The 21,462-nt window shown below is 60.7% G+C and carries 4 protein-coding genes; all 4 read right to left on the reverse strand.

Annotated features, from left to right (window positions below; genetic code table 11):
• Positions 1 to 20: 20 nt before the first annotated feature.
• The 4 genes from EL26_RS13575 to EL26_RS13590 are packed head-to-tail and all read right to left on the reverse strand — an operon-like array spanning position 21 to position 21,251.
• Entirely contained in the window at positions 21 to 6,305 is a 6,285-nt protein-coding gene (locus EL26_RS13575) for a non-ribosomal peptide synthetase (protein ID WP_038089732.1), read from the reverse strand.
• Positions 6,302 to 19,300 carry a non-ribosomal peptide synthetase gene (locus EL26_RS13580; protein WP_038089736.1) on the reverse strand — a complete coding sequence of 4,333 codons (12,999 nt, stop codon included), beginning with the start codon at positions 19,298 to 19,300 and terminating at the stop codon, positions 6,302 to 6,304. The genes EL26_RS13575 and EL26_RS13580 overlap by 4 nt, the downstream gene beginning before the upstream one ends.
• Positions 19,297 to 20,010 (reverse strand): aspartate/glutamate racemase family protein, encoded by a 714-nt coding sequence (locus EL26_RS13585; RefSeq protein ID WP_038089739.1) that lies wholly within the window; start codon positions 20,008 to 20,010, stop codon positions 19,297 to 19,299. Before EL26_RS13585 ends, EL26_RS13580 begins: the two co-directional genes overlap by 4 nt.
• Entirely contained in the window at positions 20,007 to 21,251 is a 1,245-nt protein-coding gene (locus EL26_RS13590) for an MFS transporter (RefSeq protein WP_038089741.1), read from the reverse strand. The genes EL26_RS13585 and EL26_RS13590 overlap by 4 nt, the downstream gene beginning before the upstream one ends.
• Between the last annotated feature and the right edge of the window lie 211 nt (positions 21,252 to 21,462).

The following is a 21,462-nucleotide window of genomic DNA, read 5'->3' on the forward strand; positions in this document are numbered from 1 at the left end:
TCCTATCCGATGTGTGCTTGCTATCCGATGTGTGCTTGCACGATGCGTTGGATTTCTGCTTCAAACAACCGCATGAGACGACCGATGTTGTCTTCGTGGTAGCGTCCGGTCGAGAACTGGTAGCCCATCGACAGCTTGCCGTCGCGAATCCGTCCGCGAATCAAGATGTCGAAGTGGTTCTCGCTGTCGCCCGGGTGGTTTTCCACAAACTGGACGCCCGGCGACCAATCGAGCGTCAAGGAACGCATGTTGTCGTATTGGCCGAAGAAGTTGTAGCAAACCTTGGGCATCTCGAAGTTCGCAAACAGCTCGCGCACGTCGCTCTGCTCGCTCAAGTAGCGCAGCATGTTGAACGACGCCCCGCCGTGCGGCAGGTTGTCCAAGTTCTCCACGACTTGACGGACCGACTCGGCGACAGGTTGGTTTTTTTCAATCCGCGCATAGAACGGATAGACGCTGGTGAACCAGCCCACCGTGCGTTCGAGGTTGATCCCGTCATCCTCCGCCAACTCGTCGCGTCCGTGGCCTTCGGTGGCAAGTCCGACCCACTCTTGGCCGGTCCACGCGGCGACGGAACGCAGCATCGCGGTGAGCAGGACTTCTTTGATCGACGTGCCGTGGCGTTCTGTAACTTCGGTCAGCAAGCGCGTCGTCGTCGCTTCGTCGATGGTGACGAACAGTTCCTTGTTGTCCATCATCCGGTTCGGTCCGTCCGGCACGTCGACCGGCACGGACTGTTGCCCCGCCGCTTCGAGGAACGGTTTCCAGTACGCAAATGCGCGCTCGCCTTGGTCGCCGTTCATCTGCCGGGTCGCGGATTCGACCCATGCGGCGTACGTGCTGGTCTTCGGCGGAAGTTTCGCGTCCGTGCCCGCTTCCAAGTTTTCGTAGATCGAGATCAAGTCGGTGGTCAAGATCCGCGACGACACCATGTCGGTGACGAGGTGGTGGATGATGAACAGCAAGCGGGCTTGGCGTTTGCCGAAGTTCAGCAGCGCCGCTTTGACGACGAGGCCGTCGGCGAACTTGATACGGGCTTTCAACTCCGCCTCGACGCGCTCGCACTCGCGGAACACGCCGTCCATCTCCATCTCCGGGAACTCGTGCACTTCAAACTCCAAGCGCGCTTCTTCCTTGGAGAGGATGCGCTGCACCACTTCCCCGTCTTCAAACGAGTAGGTCGCGCGCAGCATGTCGTGGTGCTCCAGCAGTTGTTGCAGCGCCTGTTGGACGTATTCGGAGACGACCGGTTTGCGGATGTCGAGGATGAGGGCGAGCAGGTAGTATTCGCGGTCGGTGTTCTCCAGTTCGAACAGGTGCTTTTGAATCGGGCCGAGCGGCACGACGCCGGTGACGGTTTCTTCCGGCTGGTCTTCGAGAAGGTAGAGGTCGTTCGTTTCGATGTACGCGGATAGTTCGGCGATGGTTTGGTGTTTGAACAGGTCTTGCGTTTTCACGCGCAACCCTTCGCGGTTGAGCACGGCGACCACTTGCATGGAGATGATCGAGTCGCCCCCGACGGAGAAGAAGTTGTCGTGGATGCCGACCCCTTCGCGGTAGAGGCATTTCTCCCACGCAAAAACCAATTTGGCTTGCAGGTCGTTTTGCGCCGGAACATAGCCGACCGTCGAGAGTTCGACGTCGCGTGCCAGCAAGTTTTTGCGGTCGATCTTGCCGTTCGGGGTCAGCGGCATCTCGTCCAGCACAACGAAGTGCGACGGCACCATGTAATCCGGCAACTGCTCGGCGAGGAAGGCGCGCAGGGCGGCGGTGTCGAGGGTTTCCGCTGCTTCCGCGTCGCTTTGGCTGTGCCCGCTGTGCCCGGTGACGTAGGCGATCAACTGCTGCCCGCCGCCCGGCAGTTTCGGGGCGACGACGGCACCGTCCTTGACGGACGGATGGCGCAGGAGCAACTCTTCGATTTCGCCGATCTCGATGCGGTGGCCGCGAATTTTCACTTGGTCGTCGCGGCGGCCGATGAATTCGATCTGGCCGTCCGGCAACAAGCGGACGAGGTCGCCCGATTTGTAGAGCACCGCTCCCGGCTCCGACGAGAACGGATGCGGGATGAACGCTTGCTTTGTGCGCTCTTCTTGGTTGCGGTACCCGCGCGCCAAGCCGACGCTCTCGATGTAGAGCTCGCCCACGGCGTTGACCGGGCAGGGCTTGAGGTTCGCGCCCAAGATGTAGACGCGGGTGTTGGCGATCGGCGTGCCGATCGGGATGTGCACTTGCTGTTCGGAGACGGCATCCTTGATTTCGTACACCGTGGCGCAGACGGTCGATTCGGTCGGGCCGTATGCGTTCAAGATCGCAATCGACGTCCCGAAGCGGCGTTGCCAAGCGCGAACCACTTCGCCTTGGAGCGCTTCTCCGGCGACGAACACGCGCTTGAGCGTCGCAAACTTAGGCAGGTCATCGTCGTGCAAGTTGCGGCTCAACTGGTTGAAGAACACGGTCGGCAACGTCACGGTCGTCGCTTGCAGACGTTGGACGGCGTCGGTGAAGCCCGCGACGGACGTGCGCTCTTCTGCTCCCAGCAGGTACAGATGCGCGCCGTTCAACAGTGCCGGGAACATCTCCCACACCGACGCGTCAAACGAGAACGACGCGAACTGCAGGACGGTGTCTTCTGCACAGTACCCGAAGCGCTCGCGCTTCCACTGCGTCAAATTCGCCACGCCGACGTGGTGCAGTTCCGTGCCCTTCGGCGTGCCCGTGGAGCCGGAGGTGTAGATCATGTACGCGAGGTCTTGCGGGCTCGCGGTGAGCTCCACATTCTCGGTCGGCAGGTCGGCAGGGACCCGTTCGAGACAGATCGTTTTTTCCCCGATGTCTTGCAGCGCCAAGCTCTCGACGATCGCTTCGTGCGTGAGAAAAAGGGCGGCGGAGCTGTCTTCCAGCATGTAGCGCACGCGCGATTCCGGATAGCTCGGGTCGATCGGCACGTACGCCCCGCCGGTTTTCAGCACCGCGAGGATCGCGACCACCGCATCGACGGATCTCTCCATCAACACGCCGACGATGTCCTCCCGCCCGATGCCCTGCTTACGCAGCAGGTGCGCAAGCTGGTTGGAGCGCTCGTTGAGCTGGCGGTACGAAAGCGTCTGCCCGCCGTCGGAGAGCGCCGGAGCGTCCGGGTTCCTCGCGGCTTTCGCGTAGAACAATTCGGGGATCGTCTGCTCCGCCGGGAAGTTTGCCGACGTTGCGTTCAGGCGTTCGTACAGCTCTTGCTCTTCGTCCGTCAGCAAGTTGAGGCCGGCGACGGATTGGTTCGCGTCGGTGACAAACGCTTCCAGAACTTGACGGTAGCCGTCGAGGAAGCGGTCGATCGTCTCCGGGCGGAAGAGGTCGGTGTTGTACTCAAACAGCACGGTCATCTCGTCATCTTTGCCGTTGACGATGCAGGAGAGGTCGAATTTCGAAACGTTGTGGCCGAGACCCCGCGATTCTTCGCCGGGGGCGGTGAAACGGATCAAGTGCTTCCCCGCGTCTTTGGGCTCCGTCACGTAACGGTAGGAGAAAAACGTCGTGAAGATCGGCGAGCGGCTCATGTCGCGCTCCACGCCGACGAGGTCGACCAGTTGATCAAACGGGAACGACTGGTGCTCGAACGCATCGAAGCTTTGCGAGGTGACTTGGCGCAAGAGATCGCGCAACGTCTCGACGTTGTTCAGGCGGGTGCGGATGACGACGGAGTTTGCGAAGAAGCCCACCGTCGATTCCAGCGCTTCCACCGTGCGGCCCACGACCGGAGTGCCGACGAGCACGTCGTCTTCGCCGCTCAAGTGGTGCAGGAGCATCTTGAACGCGGCGATCAAGAGCATGAACATCGAGATGCCTTCTTGCTGGGCGAACGCGCGCAGAGAGTCCGCCAGTTCATTCGGCAGTTGCAAGCGTCCGAGCGCGCCGTTGTACGTTTGAATCTCCGGGCGCGGGAAGTCGGTCGGCAAATTCAGCACCGGCAGCGGCTTGGCGAGCGTTTGCAGCCAGAAGTTTTCTTCCTTCGCAAAAGTGCCTTTGGCTTGTTCGGCTTCGTACCACTCGACATAGTCGATGTACTGCACGGCTTTTTTGAAGGAAGGCGTTTGGTTGTTCGCGATGGCATGGTAGGCTTCGAGCAGTTCCCGGCGGAACAGGTCCAAGCTCCAGCCGTCGGTGATGATGTGCGCTTGGTTGAGGTAGAAATGGTACTCGTCGTCGGAGAGCTTAAACAGCATCGCCCGAAGCAACGGGCCTTCCGTGAGGTTGAACGGGATGTTCTGGTCCTCGATGATCTTCTGTTCGCCGTAGCGGAGCTGCTCGGCTCGGGAGTGGAAGCCCGACCCGTCCTCGTAGTGGAGTTTGAACTTCCACTCCGGGCGGATCACTTGGTACGGCTTGCCGTCGATCTCCTTGAACACGGTGCGAAACGCGCTGTGGCGGTCGACCATCACTTGCAGCGCCGCTTCCAACCATTCGACGTTGACATCCCCCTTCAGCAAGTAGTGCGACGGCATGTTGTACACCGGCGACTCCGGCTGGAATTTGTAGAGGAACCACAGGCGGCGCTGGGTGTGCGAGAGCGGGTAGACCTCTTTGACTTCCGCCGGTTTGATCTCGCTCTCTTCCTCGTCGCTCGCGGCTTGGCGCAGGCGGTCGACGTGGGCGACGAAATCGGAGAACGTCGGGTGCAGGAACACGTCCTTGATCGGGATGTCGAGCCCAAGCGTTTTTTGCACCCGCGATTTGATCTGGATCATCATCAGCGAATCGCCGCCGAGCATCAGGAAGTGGTCGTCCGGCTGGACGGAATGCACGCCGAGGACTTCCTTCCAGAACTGCTCCAGCAACTCCTGAGTCGGGCGGGTGGAGCGTTGAATTTTTTCTTCAGCGGGTGCCGTCGCGGCGACTTCGGAAAGCGCCGTACTGATTTCCGGAGCGAGCTGCAACGCCGGCGTGTCGAAGGAGATCCAATACGACTTGTGCTCAAACGGATAGGTCGGCGCATGCACGCGGCGGCGTTTGAAGTCGGCGTCGAACGCTTTCCAATCCACGTTCACGCCCGCGGCGGCAAGTTGCCCCAGCGACATCTGCAGCGCCTGCCACGGTGCTTCTTTGCGGTTGAGGGAGCCGACGATCAGCGGCGAGCCGTCGGTCATCGCTTCGACCATCGTCTTCAAGACCGGATGCGGCCCGATCTCGACAAACGCGGTCACGCCCTGCTCCAAGAGCACGTCCACCCCTTGGTAAAAAAGCACCGGTTCGCGCATGTGCCGCCCCCAATATTCCGCGTCGAGAACGCGCTCCCGCATCACGTCCGCCGTCAAGTTTGAGACCAGCGGAATCGAGAGCGGCTTGAACTGGATGTTCTGCTCGATGTGCTCCTTGAACGGCGCCACGATCGGGTCCATCAGCGGCGAGTGTCCGGCGACGGAGATCGGCAGGCGTTTGTGCACGATGTTGTCGGCGGCCAAGCGTTCCGTCAGCTCTTCAATCGCGTCCGCGAAGCCTGAGATGACGAATGACTGCGGGGAGTTTTGCGTGGCGACGGAAAGCCGGTCGGAATGGCTCTCCAAGTACCGCTGCAGCGCGTCCGGCTCGCAGAGCACCGAAACCATGCCGCCCTCTTCCATCTCTTCGTGCATCAAACGCCCGCGCTCGACGAGCAGCAACAGCGCTTCTTCCGTCGTCATCGCACCGCTGATCGTCGCCGCCACATATTCGCCGAAGGAATGCCCCATCACGAGATCGGGCTTGATCCCCCAGGACATCCAAAGTTTGGCGAGGGCGTACTCCAACACGAACATCGCGGGCGTGGCGATGTAGATCAAATCCAGTTCGTCGCGGTACATCGGATTGACCAAGTACTGCAAAAACGGAACGGGGAAGTACGGGTCGAGGATGTCGAGGCACTCGTCCACCGCCGCTTTGTACACAGAAGAGCTTTCGTACAGGTCTTGCCCCATCCCGGTGTACTGGTTGCCTTGGCCGGTGAACAGGAACGCCAATTTTGGCGCTCCCTTCCCGACGCGTTTGCGGTACGAGATGCCGCCGATCACCTGCCCGTGCTCCCACGTCTCGGACGCGGCTTGGCGGCAGAGCGCTTGGAGCTCTTCCTTGGACGAGGCGACGAGGTTCAGACGGTGATCGAACTGTTTGCGCCCGACATGCAGCGTGTACGCCAAGTTGGCGAGGTTTTGGTCAGGTTGTTGCTCCAAATGTCGGCTCAAGTTCAAAGCCGCTTGGCGAACGGCGGACTCGCTGCGGGCGGATAGGTTGAACAGATGGTGTGAGCGTTCGTGAACGGGTTGATCGGGTTTCAAAGGAGCCCCCCCCTTACCTGGATTGCTTCTTGTTCATCGGAGTCGGCTTCAAAGTCGGACGGCGCTTCTTCCAAAATCACGTGGGCGTTGGTGCCCCCGATGCCAAACGCGCTGACCCCGGCGCGGCGGATGCCGTTTTCCGCTTCCCACGGCTTGTTTTCGGTGATGACGTAGAACGGCGATTCTTCGAATTTGCATGCGGGGTTCGGTTCTTTGAAGTTGAGGCTGGGCGGCAGTTCGCGGTGGTGGAGCGCGAGCGCCGTCTTCATCAGACCTGCGACGCCGGCCGCCGTGTCGAGATGCCCGATGTTGGTTTTGATCGAGCCGATGGCGCAGTAGTTTTTGCGTGCGGTTTTGCGGCGGAACACTTCGGTGAGCGCGGCGACTTCGATCGGATCGCCGAGCACCGTGCCCGTGCCGTGCGTTTCGATGTAGGTGATGTCGTCCGGCGTGACGCCAGCCGAAGCGTGAGCCTGCGCGATGACTTCCGCTTGCCCGCTTTGGCTCGGCGCGGTGTAGCCGATCTTAAACGAGCCGTCGTTGTTCACCGCCGACCCGCGAATCACCGCGTAGATCGGGTCGCCGTCACGCAGCGCGTCGGAGAGCCGTTTCAAAAAAACAACCCCTGCCCCGCTGCCGTCTGCGGTCCCCGTGGAATTTTTGTCAAACGCCCGGCAATGCCCGTCTTCGGAATGCACGAAGCCCGGTTCGTAGACATAGCCGCGCTTTTGCGGCAGCAGAATCGTCGAGCCGCCCGCCAGCGCGTAGTCCGATTTGTGATTGCGCAAGCTCTCGCACGCCATGTGGATGGCGACGAGCGACGTGGAGCACGCCGTGTCGACGAACATGCTCTCGCCTTTGAGGTTGAGTTTGTAGGAGACGCGGGTGGTCAAGAACCTCGGCTGCGACGCGATCATCCCTTGGAAGATCTCGGCGCGCGTCAAGTTCGGGATGCCGTGTCGCGGCAGGTATTCCGAACCGCCGCATCCGCCGTAGACGCTGACTTTGCCGTTGAGGCTCTCCACGTTGTAGCCCGCGTCTTCAATCGCTTCCCACGAGCATTCGAGGAAGAGGCGGTGCTGCGGGTGCAGCAGGCGCGCTTCTTTCTCCGAGACGCCGAAAAACTCCGCGTCAAATTGGTCGATGTTCTCCAAAATGCCCGCCGCCCGCACCAGTTGGGCGCGCGTTTCCGGGTCTTGGTTGAACGGCGTGTCCTCCACTTCTTCGGGCGGGAACTCGCGCACCGATTCACGGCCGTTTTTCAAATTCTGCCAGAATTCAAACGGCGAACTCGCTTCCGGGAACCGGCACGCCATGCCGATGATCGCGACGGCGTCTTGCTCGTGCGGCACGCGCTCGCGGACGGTCGCTTCCTCCTCGACGGGCGGCGCGGACGGTGCGATGCTGTCCGCCAACGATTGAATCGTCGGGTACTTGAACAGGTCGGTCAGCGGCAGGTCGAGGCTCAGCTTCTCGTTCAAAAGCGACTGTGCTTTCGCCAGCGCGAACGAGTGGCCGCCCACGTCAAAGAAATTGTCGTCCACGTCGAAGTCGTCATGCTGAAGCACTTCGCGCCAGATGCCGGACAGTTCCGTGACGATGCGGTCGGCCGAAAGACCTGTGCCTCCCGCCGCCTGTCCCGCTTGCTCTTGCATCGCGGCGCGTTCAGCGGCGCGGGCTTGTTGCTCCCGCGCTTGCGCTTCGCCGATTTCGTGCAGGGCGTTGCGGTCGATCTTGCCGTTTGGCGTGACCGGGAACTCCGGCACACAGACCACGCGCGCCGGGATCATGTATTCCGGCAGCGATTGGCGCACATAGCGTCTCCATTCCTTGGCGGGCAGGTCGGCGTCCGTTTCCAGATACGCGACGAGCTGCAAGTCGCCGTTGGCATCAGGGCTTGCGACGACGAGGACGTTCGTGACCGCGTCGTGGCGGGCGAGGGTGTTCTCGATCTCGCCTAGTTCGATGCGGAAGCCGCGAATTTTGACTTGGTGGTCGACGCGGCCGAGGTATTCCAGCTCGCCGTTTTCGTGGCGGCGGGCGATGTCGCCCGTTTTGTACACGCGCTGGCCGTCCAGTTCGAGGAAGACCTCGGCTGTTTTTTCCGGATTGTTCAGGTAGCGGGCGGCAAGTCCCGGACCTGCGATGTAGATTTCACCCGGCTCGCCGTCGACGACCGGTTGGCGGTTTTCGTCGAGCAGGTAGAACGTCAAGTCGTCCAGCGGTTGCCCGATCGGGCTGCCCTTCCACACTGCGTCCACGTCTTGGCGCGTGATCGGACGGAAGGTGGCATGGACGGTGGTTTCCGTGATCCCGTACATGTTCACCAGCTGCGTGCTCTCCGGGTAACGGTCGAGGAAAGGGCGCAGGTGAGTAAAGTTCAGCGCCTCGCCGCCGAAAATCACGCAACGAAGGTGATCGCCGAGCGTGCTGTCGGCGTTCTTGCCGTCCGCTTCGATCAGGCGGTAGAACGCGGACGGGGTTTGGTTGAGCACCGTGACGCGCTCCTTCAACAACAAGTCATAGAAGGCGGGCGTCGATTGCGCCGTCGCTTTCGGCACGATCACCACGCGTCCGCCGTACAGCAACGCTCCGTACATCTCCCAGACAGAGAAGTCGAAGCAGTAGGAGTGAAACATCGTCCAGACATCGCGCTCGCCGAATCGGTAGTACGGCTGCGTCACGTCCATCAAGCGCAACACGTTGCGGTGGGTGAGCAGCACGCCCTTGGGCTTGCCGGTCGAGCCGGACGTGTAGATGGCGTAGATCAAGCTTTCGGCGTGGATCACCGATTCCGGATTGCTGTCCGGCAGGGACGCCAACGTCTCGGTCTCGCGGTCCAGCACGACCGCTTCGCCTTGGAACGCCGCGATGCGTTCTTGCGCCTCGCCGGTCGTCACCAAATGCCGGGCTTCGGAATTCTCCACGATGTAGGCGATGCGCTCTTCCGGATAGTCGGGGTCGACCGGGATGTACACGCCGCCCACTTTGACGACGCCGAGGATGGCGGCGATCATCTGCGGCGTGCGTTCCAGCGCGAGGATGACCGGCGTTCCCTCCCCCGCCCCGCGCAAACGGAGCAGGTGCGCGATGCGGTTCGCTTCCCGGTTCAACTGGTCGTACGTCCAAGTCGCGTCTTCCCAAGAGAGCGCGATGTTTTGCGGCGTGAGCGCCGCTTGGCGCTCGAAGCGCACTTGCAGGGTGTCTTCCGGCGCGGATTCTCCCGCCCGGCGAACGGCATCGTCAAGCGGAGCGGTCGGATGGAACGCAATCGCGCCCAATGCGGTTTCCAGCGAGGAAGCGAAGCGCTCCACCGTTTGTTTCTCAAACAAGTCGGTGTTGTACTCGAAGCGGACGCGCATCTCGTCCTCCGCTTCGCTGACGTTGACAGTCAGGTCGAATTTGCTGATCTCATGCGTATCTGGCACCAACGGCTCATACATAGGCGACATCTCCTCCAAGAACTGGCGATACGTAAACATCGTCGAGAAGATCGGCGTGCGGCTCAAGTCGCGCTCCGGGTTCAACTTTTCAATCAACAGGTCAAACGGATAGCCTTGGTGTTCATACGCGTTGAGGAATTGCTCTTTCACGGTTTGCAAGAGGTCTTGGACGCTTTCCACTCCGTCCAAGCGCGTACGGATCGCCAGCGTGTTGACGAAGAACCCGACGACCGATTCCAACGCTTCTGTCAGACGGCCGGCGATCGGCGTGCCGACGATCAGGTCTTGCTGACGGGTCTCTTGGTTCAGGAACAGCACGTATCCCGCCAGCAAGAGCATGTACATCGAGTACTCGCCCTCGGCGGTTTTGTTTCGCAAGGCGGTTGTCAGCGCGCGCGGAATCGTCAGCCAGACGGCGTCCCCTCGGTCGGTGCGCACGTCCGGACGCGGGAAGTCGGTCGGAAGTTCCAATACCGGCAAGGGTTTGGCGAGCGTGTTCAACCAGTACGACTCCTCCGCCAGCCACGCGTCTGTGCCCGTGAACGCTTCTTGCCATTCGGCGTAATCGGTATATTGCAGCGCAGGTTCGGGCAGCGCCGGCTCCACTCCCGCCAGCAACGCTTCGTAGAGCGCGCTGTGCTCGCGGGCGATCAACTCGTTGCTCCAGCCGTCCGTGATGATGTGGTGCAAGTTCAAGTAGAAGTGGTACAGCCCTTCTTCGCGCTTAAACAGCATCAGGCGGAGCAACGGCCCTCTGCGAAGATCAAACGGTTTGCTTTCGGAAAGCGCAATCGATTCGCGGATAAACGCCGCTTGTTCGTCTTGCGGGAAGCTCGACAGGTCTTTGAAGAACATGCGCACGGGCGAGGTCGGCAGGACTTTCTGCCTCGGTTCGCCGCCGACTTCCACGAAGACGGTGCGCAGGGCGTCGTGGCGGGCGATGAGTTGCTGCGCCGCTTTTTCAAACAGCTTCACGTTCAACTCGCGCTTGATCAGAATCTCCAGCGGCACGTTGTACGCTTTGGAACTCGGGTCGAGCTTGTACGTGATCCAGAGGCGTTTCTGCGCGTTGGAGAGCGCGTACTGCTCTTGCGGGGGAGCTTTCGGGATCTGTTTCCGGGTGTGAGCGTTGCCGGAGAGGAGCAGGTCTTCGATGTGCGTGGACAGTTCGGCAATCGTGGGGTGGGCAAACAGGTCCTTGAGCTGAAGTGCGGCGCCGAGTTCATTGGCGATGCGGTTGAGCGTCTGGATCGCCAGCAGCGAATGGCCGCCGAGGTCAAAAAAGTTATCGTGCACGCCCACTTGCCCGCGCTTCAGCAAGTCCGCCCAGATGCCCGCGAGCTTCTGCTCGGTTTCCGTCGTCGGCGCGGTGTACGCCGACACCGTTTCGAGGGCGTCGTCTGCCGCGTATTGCTCCAAGGCTTTGCGGTCGACTTTGCCGTTTGGCGTCAGCGGCATCGTCTCCAGTTGCACGAGACGCGGCGGCACCATGTAGTCGGGGAGCTTGGCGCGCAGGTGGTTTTTTAGCGCGGAGATTTCGATCTCGTCGTCCGCCGTGCAGTAGCCAAAAAGGGAATGGTTCCCGTCCGGGCCTTGGCGCACGATGACAGCCGCCATCGCGAGCGTCGGGTATTGCATCAACGCTTCCTCGATCTCGCCCAACTCGATGCGGAAGCCGCGTATCTTCACTTGGTTGTCGACGCGGCCCAAGAATTCAAGCGTGCCGTTTGGCAGGAGGCGAACGGCGTCGCCCGTGCGGTACAGGCGGTCGCCCGGCGTTCCCGGCAAGAGGTTCGGGAGGAAGGACTCGGCCGTTTTTTCCGGCTGGTTGTGGTAGCCCTGCGCCAGTTGCACGCCCCCGACGTAGAGTTCTCCCTTGACGTTGACCGGGCAGAGCGTGCCCTGCGGATTCAGCACGTACAGCTGCGTGTTGGCAAGCGGCACGCCGATGGTGATCCGCTCTTGCGGCGCTTCGTAGATCGCGCCCGAGACGTCGACCGCCGCTTCCGTCGGGCCGTAGAGGTTGGCGAGCTTCGTGCCCGTCGGATAGAGCGCGAACCATTGCTCGACCAGTTTGGACGGCAACGCTTCGCCGGAGACGATGATCGTGCGCAACTGCGGGCGGCTCTCGACCGGCATCTCTTGGAGAGCGGAGACGACGACGGACAGCAGAGACGGGACGAATTGCATATAGGTCGCCCGTTCCGCTGCGAGTTGTCCGATCATGCGCAACGGATCGAGGACGATCTCCTGCGGCATGATCGAGAGCGTCGCGCCGTGGCGCAGCGGCCAGAACAGCTCGATCACAGAGTCGTCGAAGCAGACGGTCGTGCGCTGGATGATCACGTCCCGCGGCGTGGCGGCGAACGTTTCTTGGTGCCAGTGCAGGCGGTTGAGAATCGCGCGATGCTGGATCAGCACGCCCTTGGGCCGGCCGGTCGAGCCGGACGTGTAGATCATATACGCGAGATCGTCCGGCGTGCCGATCGCTTCCGGCGCGGAGGCCGGGCTTGCGGCGACGTCTTTCCAGATCGCCGCTTGCACGCCGTCCGCGTTGAGATGCGGAGCTTCCTCCAGCGTTTCGTCCAGGAAGAGCACCGTTTGAAGCGTTTCCGTCGCTTCCACCCTTTCCAAGTACTGCTCCTTCACCAAGAGCACGTGCGCCCCGGAGTCTGCGAGCATGTACTGGATGCGCGCGGCGGGGTATTCCGGGTCGATCGGCACATACGCCGCGCCGGATTTCAAAATCCCGTACAACCCGACCATCAACTCGACGCTGCGCTCCATCATGATCGCGACCAGTCGGTTGCGGCCCGCGCCCCTCCCGCGCAAGAAATGCCCCAGTCGGTTCGAACGCTCGTGCAGTTCACCGTACGTCATCGTGCGACCCGTGCTCGGATCGCGGAGCGCGATGCGCTCCGGGTGCGCTTCCGCCTGCGCGATAAACGCGTCCAACAGCAAGCGTTCGTTGTCGTACGCCTTCTCCGTCGCGTTCAACTCGGCGTACGCCTTTCGATCCGCTTCTGTCAAAAACGTCATCGACCCGAGCGGAGCTGCCGGATTCGCCGCAAATTCCGCGAGTATCTGCTGGAACAGCGCGGTGAACTTCTCCGCCGTCTCCGGCTTGAACAGATCGGTGTTGTACTGGAGAAACAGCTGGCAATCTTGGCCTTCAAAGTCCAGCACGGTCATCTGCATGTCAAACTTCGAGGTCATCGTCTCAAACGCGTTCTCCGCCAACTCCAGCGTGTAATGCCCGCCCTGCAACACGTCGCGCTGCCCGACTTCCAACTGGAACATCGTCGAGAAGATCGGCGGGCGGCTCATGTCGCGCTCCGGGTTCAAGCGCTCGATCAGCAGGTCAAACGGCACGGATTGGTTTTGGAACGCTTCGATTTGCAGGCGCTTGATCTCTTGCACCAATTCGCGCACCGTCGAGATGCCCTCGGTGCGCACGCGAATGGCCAGCGTGTTAACGAAGAAGCCCAGCGTCCCGCTCAATGACTCCGCCGTGCGCCCGGCGATCGGCACGCCGACGATCAGATCGTCCTGCGCCGTGACATGCTGCAACAGGTGCACATACGCGGCGAACAAAAACATGAACAGCGACACGTCTTCCTGCCGGCTGGCGCGTCGCGCGCTTTCCATCAAGTCGCCCTGCAGCACGACGCGGACGAGATCGCCGCTGTACGTCTGCACGTCCGGGCGCGGGAAGTCGGTCGGCAATTCCAGCACCGGAAGCGGCTTGGCGAGCGTCTTCAGCCAATACTCTTGCTCCTGTTCAAAAATGCCCTGTTCCGCCTGCGACGCTTGCCACTCGGCGTAGTCTTCGTATTGCAGTTCCACCGGCGCCAAGTTCGGTTCGCGGCCTTCGACGAGCGCCGAGTAGATCAGGTGCAGTTCCTTGCCGAGGAGGTCGCGGCTCCAAGCGTCCGTGATGATGTGGTGCATTTGGAGCAAGAAGTGATACTCCTCGGCTCCCGTGCGGAACAACAGACAGCGCAACAGCGGTCCTTCACTCAAGTTGAACGGCAACTGCTCCGTCTCGCGCTGTTTGGCGCGCAACGCCGACTCGCGTTCTTGCGCGCTCCGGTTCGTCCAGTCCTCATAGACCAGCGCAAACGGCGACGTCTCTTGCACGAATTGGCGCGGCAGGCCGTCCACTTCGCGGAACACGGTGCGCAGGGCGCTGTGGCGCTTCACGATCTCGTGCAGAGCTTGCTTAAACAGATCAACGCGCAGGTCGCCTCTCAGCACGAGGTTGAAGTAGACGTTGTACGCCGTGTTCTCCGGGTCGAACTTGTGGAGGAACCACAGGCGTTTTTGCGCGTGCGACAGTTCGTAGTGCTCGCGCTTGGGCGCGCGCTCGATGCGAACTTCTGCCGCCTGTTCCGGCTCTCCCATCCCGCGCACGGCGTCCAGATGCGCCGCCAGCCCTTCGACGGTGGGGTTGGCGAACAGGTCTTTGAGTTCGAGGGCGACGTCCATCGTGTTGCGGATGCGCGAGTGCATCAGCATCAGCGTCAACGAGTGCCCGCCGAGTTCGAAGAAGTTGTCGCGCACGGAGATGTCGTCCTTCTTGAGCAGTTGCTTCCAGATCGCCGCGACTTGCTCTTCGGTCGGCGTGCTCGGAGCGGCGAACTCGTTCTGGACTGCCTCTTGCTCGAAACCTTCATCCTGCGCCAACTGAACCAACGCTTTGCGGTCCACTTTTCCGTTGGGCGTTTGCGGGAGTCGGTCGAGTTGGACGAAGAACGCGGGCACCATGTACGGCGGGACTTTTTCCCCGAGGTAGTCCTTGAGTTCGGCAACGTCAAGTTTCGCCGCGGCGGAGGTGAAGTACGCCGCCAGCGTTTGGTTCCCGTCGGCTTCTGTGTGCACGATCACGCCGACATTTTGGATTTCGGGATGCCGGCTCAGCACTTCCTCGATCTCGCCGAGTTCGATGCGGAAGCCGCGCACTTTGACTTGCGAGTCGAGACGGCCGACGTATTCCAGCACGCCGTCGCGGCGGACGCGGACGAGGTCGCCCGTTTTGTAGAGGCGGTCGCCCGGCGTGTTCGGCAGGAAATTCGGGAGGAACGCCTCGGCGGTTTTTTCCGGAAGATTGCGGTAGCCCTCGGCGAGTTGAACGCCGCCGATGTGCAGTTCCCCGGTGACGCCGACCGGGCAGAGGTTGCCGTGCGGATCGAGCACGTAGCATTGGTTGTTCGGCATGACGCGGCCCATCGGGATCGTGCCGGATTGTTTGCCGTCCAGCTTGTGGATCGCCACGTCGACGGCCGCTTCCGTCGGGCCGTATTGGTTGATCAACTGCGCCTCGGTGCCGAACAAGTCGTACCAGAGGTTGACGGGCTTCGGCGAAAGAGCTTCTCCGCCGTTGACCACGTAGCGAAGAGACGGAATGCGTGCGTTGGCGCCGCCCATCTCTTGCAAGCCGCTCACGAAGCTGGTGAACAGCGTCGGGACGAATTTCAGGTACGAAATGTTCTCCGCGATCATCGTTTCGCGCAGGCGGTACGCGTCGACCACCGCGTCGGTCGGGACGATCACGATCCGTGCGCCGTGGTGCAGCGGCCAGAACAGCTCCGGAATCGACATGTCAAAGCAGATCGACGCCCGCTGCCCGATGCAGTCGTCCTCCGTGATCGGCATCATCTCTTGCCACCAGTTCAAGAGGTTCGTGAGGGCGCGGTGCGCAAGCTCCGTGCCCTTGGGCTTGCCGGTGGAGCCGGACGTGTAGATCAAGTACGCGAGGTCGGCAGGCTCGTTGATCAACGCGGGAGTTGTCGCCGGCGCTTGGTCTGCCATCTCGCGCCACGTGAGGACGCGCTTGCCGTCAACCGAGAATGCGCCGACAGATTCGCCCGCTTCCCAAACGGACTCAACCCGATTCACCGCGTTCGTTTCGTCCGTGCCCTCTGCTTCGTCGAGCAACAGAATCGTTTCCAATGCCGGAAGTTCTGCGGCGATCGCTTGCAGATGCGGCAGGCACCCGCGCTTCGTGAGCACGAAGCGCGACGCGGAATCTTCGAGCGTAAATTGAATGCGCCATTCCGGATACTCGGGGTCGAGCGGCACATAGGCCGCGCCCGCTTTTAAAATGCCGTAGATGCCGACGAGAGTTTCCAGACTCCGCTCCATGAGCAGAGAGACCAGATCGTTGCGTCCGATGCCCGCACCGCGCAGGAAGTTCGCCACGCGGTTGGAGCGCTCGTGCAGTTCCCCGTACGTCATCGACTGCCCCTCATAGCGCAGCGCGATGCGTTCCGGGTGTTGCTCTGCCCGCTCGATGAACAGATCCATCGCCAAACGCCGGGAATACTCGCGCTCCGTCCCGTTCAATTCATCGAGGATGCGGCGGTCGCGTTCGGTGATCAGTTGCGGCGCGTGCAAGTTTTGCTCCACATCGGCAAGCACAGCCGAGAGCAGCAGTTGGAATTGCTCCGCCATGTTGCGCACGGTCTCTTCCAGAAGCAACGATGTGTTGTACTCCATCATCACTTTCAAACCTTGCTCGTTCTCCAGCACCTTCAGCATCAGGTCGAACTTGCTGGATTGGCGGTGCACGGTCGGCTCCGACATCTGCAAACCCGGCAGATGAAGTCCGGTCGGCGCGTTCGGGAACACGAATTGCACGGAGAACAGCGCCGGACGGCTCAAGTCGCGCTCCGGCTGCACGTTTTCCACCAGCAGGTCGAACGGGTACGATTGGCGGTCGAACGCTTCCAAGCAGCGGGCTTTCACCTGTTCCAAGAGACTGCGGAACGTCTCGTGCTCGCCGAACTTCACGCGGATCGCCAGCGTGTTGATGAACACCCCGAGCAGGTTTTCCACTTCCCGCTCTGTGCGGGTGGCGACCGGCGTGCCGACGATGATGTCGTCATCGCCGCTCAGACGGTGCAGCAGCAAGTGATAGACCGCAAACAGCAGGACGAACAGCGACGTGCCTTCGCGTTGTGCCACCTCTTGCGCCAAGCGCGCCAACTCCGGGTCCAATTGCCATTCCAGAATCGCGCCCTCGTCCTGCATCACCGCCGGACGGTCAAAGTCGAGCGGCAGGTTCAAGACAGGCAACGGTTTCGCCAAGCGTTCCGTCCAGTACGCTTCTTCCTCCTGGTACACACCCGCTTCCAATCGGCTTTGCTGCCACACGGCATAGTCGACAAAGGAAATCTCCGGAGCCTGTCCATTCACCGCTTGTCCGTGCAGAAGCGCGTGGTAGTCGTTCGCTAAGCTTTGGATCAACAGCGACATGCTCGCGCCGTCGGCGATGATGTGGTGGAAGTTGATGTAGAACTTGTGCTCGTTCTCACGCAAGCGGAACAAACGGGTGCGCAGAAGCGGCGCTTCGCCCAAGTCGAACGCCGTGCGCGCGTCGTCGTCCATCCATTTGTTCATAAACGCTTCTTGCAGGTCGCGGTCTTGCCCCGTCAAGTCTTCCACCGGGATCGTCACGCGCACGTCGTCGAGCACGATCTGGCAGGGCACCCCGTCTTGCTCCAAGAAGCGGGTGCGCAAAACCGCTTGGCGGGCGATGAGAGCGTTCAGCGCGCCTTCAAACGCTTCGTGGTTCCACTCGCCTCGCAACGTGACGGAGTACGGCATGTTGTACGACGAGTTTTGCAAATCGAGTTGCTGCTGGAACCAGATGCGGCTCTGGGTGTGCGAGAGCGGGTAGGAGTCGCGCTTCGGGCTTTGCGGGATCGAAGTGGTGGTTTCAAGACGCCCCGCTCGGGTGATTTCGTCGAGATACGCCGCCAAGTCCCGGATCGTGAGGTGGTCGAACAAGTCGCCCAGTTTGAGTGGGGCGCGGGTGGTTTCCTTGACGCGCGCCAGAACTTGCATCGCCAAAATCGAATGCCCGCCAAGCGCAAAAAAGCTGTCGCGGGCACCGACTTTTTCCACGCCCAGAACGTTCGACCAGATCGCCGCCAGCAGTTTCTCCGTCTCGGTTTCGGGCTCTGCATACTCGCGGCCAAGCTCCGGTTTCGCGTCCAATGCCAACGCTTCCAGCGATTTGCGGTCGATCTTGCCGTTGGGTAACAGCGGCATCTCCGCCAGCTCGTGGAACTGCGACGGGATCATCGCGTCCGGGAGTTTCCGACGCAAAGCGGCACGCAGGCTTTCCACCGTCTGTGCGGACGCCGATTCTACTCCTGTGAAGTAGGCGATCAACGTATTGTCGCCTTCCGCTTCCGTGCGTGTCACCACGACAGCTTCGCGGATGCCGTCCACGCCGTGCAGCGCCGCTTCGATCTCACCGAGCTCCACGCGAATGCCGCGCACTTTGACTTGGTTGTCGCAACGCCCGATATATTCGACCGACCCGTCTGAGAGATAGCGCCCGAGGTCGCCTGTGCGGTACACGCGATCCGGCTGCTCCGGGTTCGGATTCAAGGGATTCTGTAAAAAAACGCCGTCGTTCAGATCCGGCCGTTGGTAATAACCGAGGGATAAGTACGGGGAACGGATATAGATCTCGCCGACCTGCCCGATTCCGCAGAGCTTTTGCATCTCGTTGAGGATCAGGGCGGCGGCGCCTCTCATCGCTTTGCCCACCGGAATCGGCTTGCCTTCCGGGGGCAGTTTCTCGATGCGGTGGAACAGCTTGATCATCGTGGTTTCCGTGGAGCCGTAGAGGTTGACCAGTTGAATCCGCGTGCCGAAGATCTCCATCCATTGGCGGACGTGTTTGACGTCCAGCACTTCTCCGGCCATCAAGATACAGCGCAGGTGCGGGAATTTCGCGGCGCGGGCGGACGGTTCCGTTTTTTCCAATTCGGCGAGCAGTTGGCGGAACACGGAGGGGACGCAGTGCACCACCGTCAGCCGCTCTGCTTCGATCCAATTGACGAGCTTCTCCCGGTCTTGCACCGTTTCTCGCTCCGGCAGGCAGACGGTGCCGCCGGAGCACAGCGGGACGAACAGGTCGCGCAGGCTTGCGTCAAACGACAGCGCCGCGAATTGGCTGACGCGGTCGTTCGCGGTGATCCCGAATTCTTCAATCTCCCAGCGAATGAAGTGCGCGAGGCTTTTGTGGCAGCCCATGACGCCCTTGGGACGGCCGGTGGAGCCGGACGTGTAGTACATGTAGTTCAGGTCTTCCGGTTCCTGGATCAACTCGGGGTTTTCCACAGAGACGTCTCTCCGGTCGTCCCAATCGGAAACCGGCAGCACGCGGGCTGACTCCGGGAATTCGATGCTCTCTTGCAGCGCGGCGGACGTGATCGCAAAGCGCGGCGCCACTTCGTCCAGGATCATCGCGAGGCGGTCTGGCGGATAGTTCGGATCGAGCGGCACGAACGCCGCCCCCGCTTTCAGAACGCCCAGCAATGAAACTACCATCTCCACACTGCGCTCCAGCAGAATCGCGACCGGCTCGCTCTTGCCCACACCGTGTCCCCGCAAAACGTGCGCCAAGCGATTGGCGCGCTCGTTGAGCTCGCGGTACGACACTTCTTGCGACGAGTACGTGACGGCCGCATGGTCCGGTTTTTCTGCTGCCTGCGTTTCAAAAAGTCGATGAACGAAGTGTGACTGCGCGATCATTTCGCAACCCCCTCCTCCTTAACAGCCGCCAGTTGCGGCCATCGCTTGGCCACCAGCACCAGCGGGTCCAAAATTTGGTGAGAAGCGTCGGCATCTTCCCGCATCACATAGCGGGTCAGCAGATGAAATTCCGTGCATCCGCTGATCCAGCCGTCCACCTCATAGCGGCGAACCAACTCCCGCACTTGCTCGTAGGTATGCGCCATCAAATCCGGGCGGCTGCCGTATTGCTTCATCGTGTACGCGAGGTCGTGGATGCGCCGTTGATCCGCCTCGCTGGGAATCACGATGCGCTCGTGTTGCAGCAATTCGGTGCGGTACGACCCGTTTGTCGCCAAGAGAAGAACTCGCTTTGACGAAGATTCCACTTCTTGAAGCGTCAACTCAACGAGATTCACCATCTGATTGCGCATCGCTTCCGGGTACGAATTTGTGTAGTAATGCGACGTGATGCAGGGGACGACCAAGACCTCGATCCCCATACCTTGCATCTGCTGCCATAACCCGATCAATTTCTCGGTCACGGCGTCGTTCTGACCCGCCTCGATCATCGTCGTGCGGTCGGGAATGTCCGGGTCGGAACAGAGCACCAATCGCGGTTTGTTCTGCTCCGCTCCCAAATTCAAATTGTGTTCATAGATCGTGTTGACAAATTCGGCCGACGCAAACGGCCCCATCCCGCCCAGTATGCCTACCAACTTCTGTTTCATGATCTCTCGTCTCCCCCCCAAATCCGGCGTTGAAACAGCACTCCGAGTGCACCGACGGCAAACATGATGCAGCCCGTGATCCAAAACGCGGAACTGACGCCGATCGAGCCGATCAACAACCCGCCGACCATCGGGCCGAGAATCACGACACCGGACGTCAGCGAGTTGGTGATGCCGGTGATGCGCCCCATCGTCTCCGGCGGCGTCTCCCGTTGCCGCAAGAAGCTAAAACCGATGATCGTAAGCCCCACGCCGATGCCCCCAAGAAACGCGCAGAGCAGAACCACCCAAGCCGCAGACCCGATCGGCAGCTTTCCAAAACCGCCGAACGACACGCCGGTCAGCAAACACCCCACCGTCAGCGTCCAGCCAAACGACTTCATGTTCTTGCGGCTGGAGAGCACTCCGCCGACGCAGAACATCCCGAACCCGACCGTTGCGATCACGTAGCCAAGCAGCGAGGATGAGTCCGGCACCAGCGTCCGCAGCAAAACCCCAAACTGCGAGTCAACCATCTGCAACGTAAAAAAACCCACCAGATAAAACACGAAGCTCATATACAACACGCGAATGGAAAACAGCGTGCTCCATCCATCCTTCCAGGCGGTGAACACCGAGCTTTTGGCGGCGGCGGTCTCCTGCGCCGTTTCCATGCCCGGCTCCGGCACCCGTCCGGCCGAGACCAAAATCAAAGCAGATATGAAAAAGCTCACCACGTTTATGACCAGGCAGATTTGCACAGAGAACAAAGCGATCAGCGTTGCGCCAAGCAACGGCCCTGCCACTTTGGCGATCTGCATCACCATCCCGATCAACGTGCTGGCCTTCAGTAAGTGTTCCTCCGCCACCGTCTTGCGCAAGAGCGCTTGTTGGGCGGGTGTGTTAAAAATCGACGCGGTGGCCCGCAACAGCATGATCGGCAACGCCAAGTACGGGTCGCCTGCCCAGAGTAACGCCAGCGTCAAGAGAGCGCGGATCACGTCTGTGGCGATCATCACCGGCAATTTTCTCCAGCGGTCGGCATACACGCCCGCCAATTGTCCCAAGAGAATGCTCGGCAACGCGTACGAAATCGGCACCAGCGCCACCAAAAACGAATTGGCGTGCCAGGTGTAGCTGAACAAAATCATCAGAGCTGTCATGTCAAACCAATCGCCGAAACTCGAAATGGAATACGAAAGAAACATCTTGGTAAAAATTGAGTTCTTCCAAAGCGACTGCGGTGCTTCTGCTTTCTCCATGCCATCCTCCTCGTAGCCCGTGAACCCTGCTGGACGTAACACCCGTCCAAACCTTCACCATTTTTACAAACAGTATAAATCACATTGACAAGAACAGTATAATTAAGTAATTGTCTGGTGTCTAGTAATATTTTTGCATAATAGAAACGTTTTCTTAAGTTATATTTTACTAATTTGTTATTAGTATCGGTAACACCTGCGAGTTAGAATA

This window comes from Tumebacillus flagellatus (genome assembly GCF_000714935.1).
GTDB classification, from domain to species: domain Bacteria; phylum Bacillota; class Bacilli; order Tumebacillales; family Tumebacillaceae; genus Tumebacillus; species Tumebacillus flagellatus.

Bases quoted from the DNA above. Each gene is read 5' to 3' on its own strand.
- EL26_RS13580 (WP_038089736.1), bottom strand. From the start codon at position 19,300: ATGATCGCGCAGTCACACTTCGTTCATCGACTTTTTGAAACGCAGGCA.
- EL26_RS13585 (WP_038089739.1), bottom strand. From the start codon at position 20,010: ATGAAACAGAAGTTGGTAGGCATACTGGGCGGGATGGGGCCGTTTGCG.
- EL26_RS13590 (WP_038089741.1), bottom strand. From the start codon at position 21,251: ATGGAGAAAGCAGAAGCACCGCAGTCGCTTTGGAAGAACTCAATTTTT.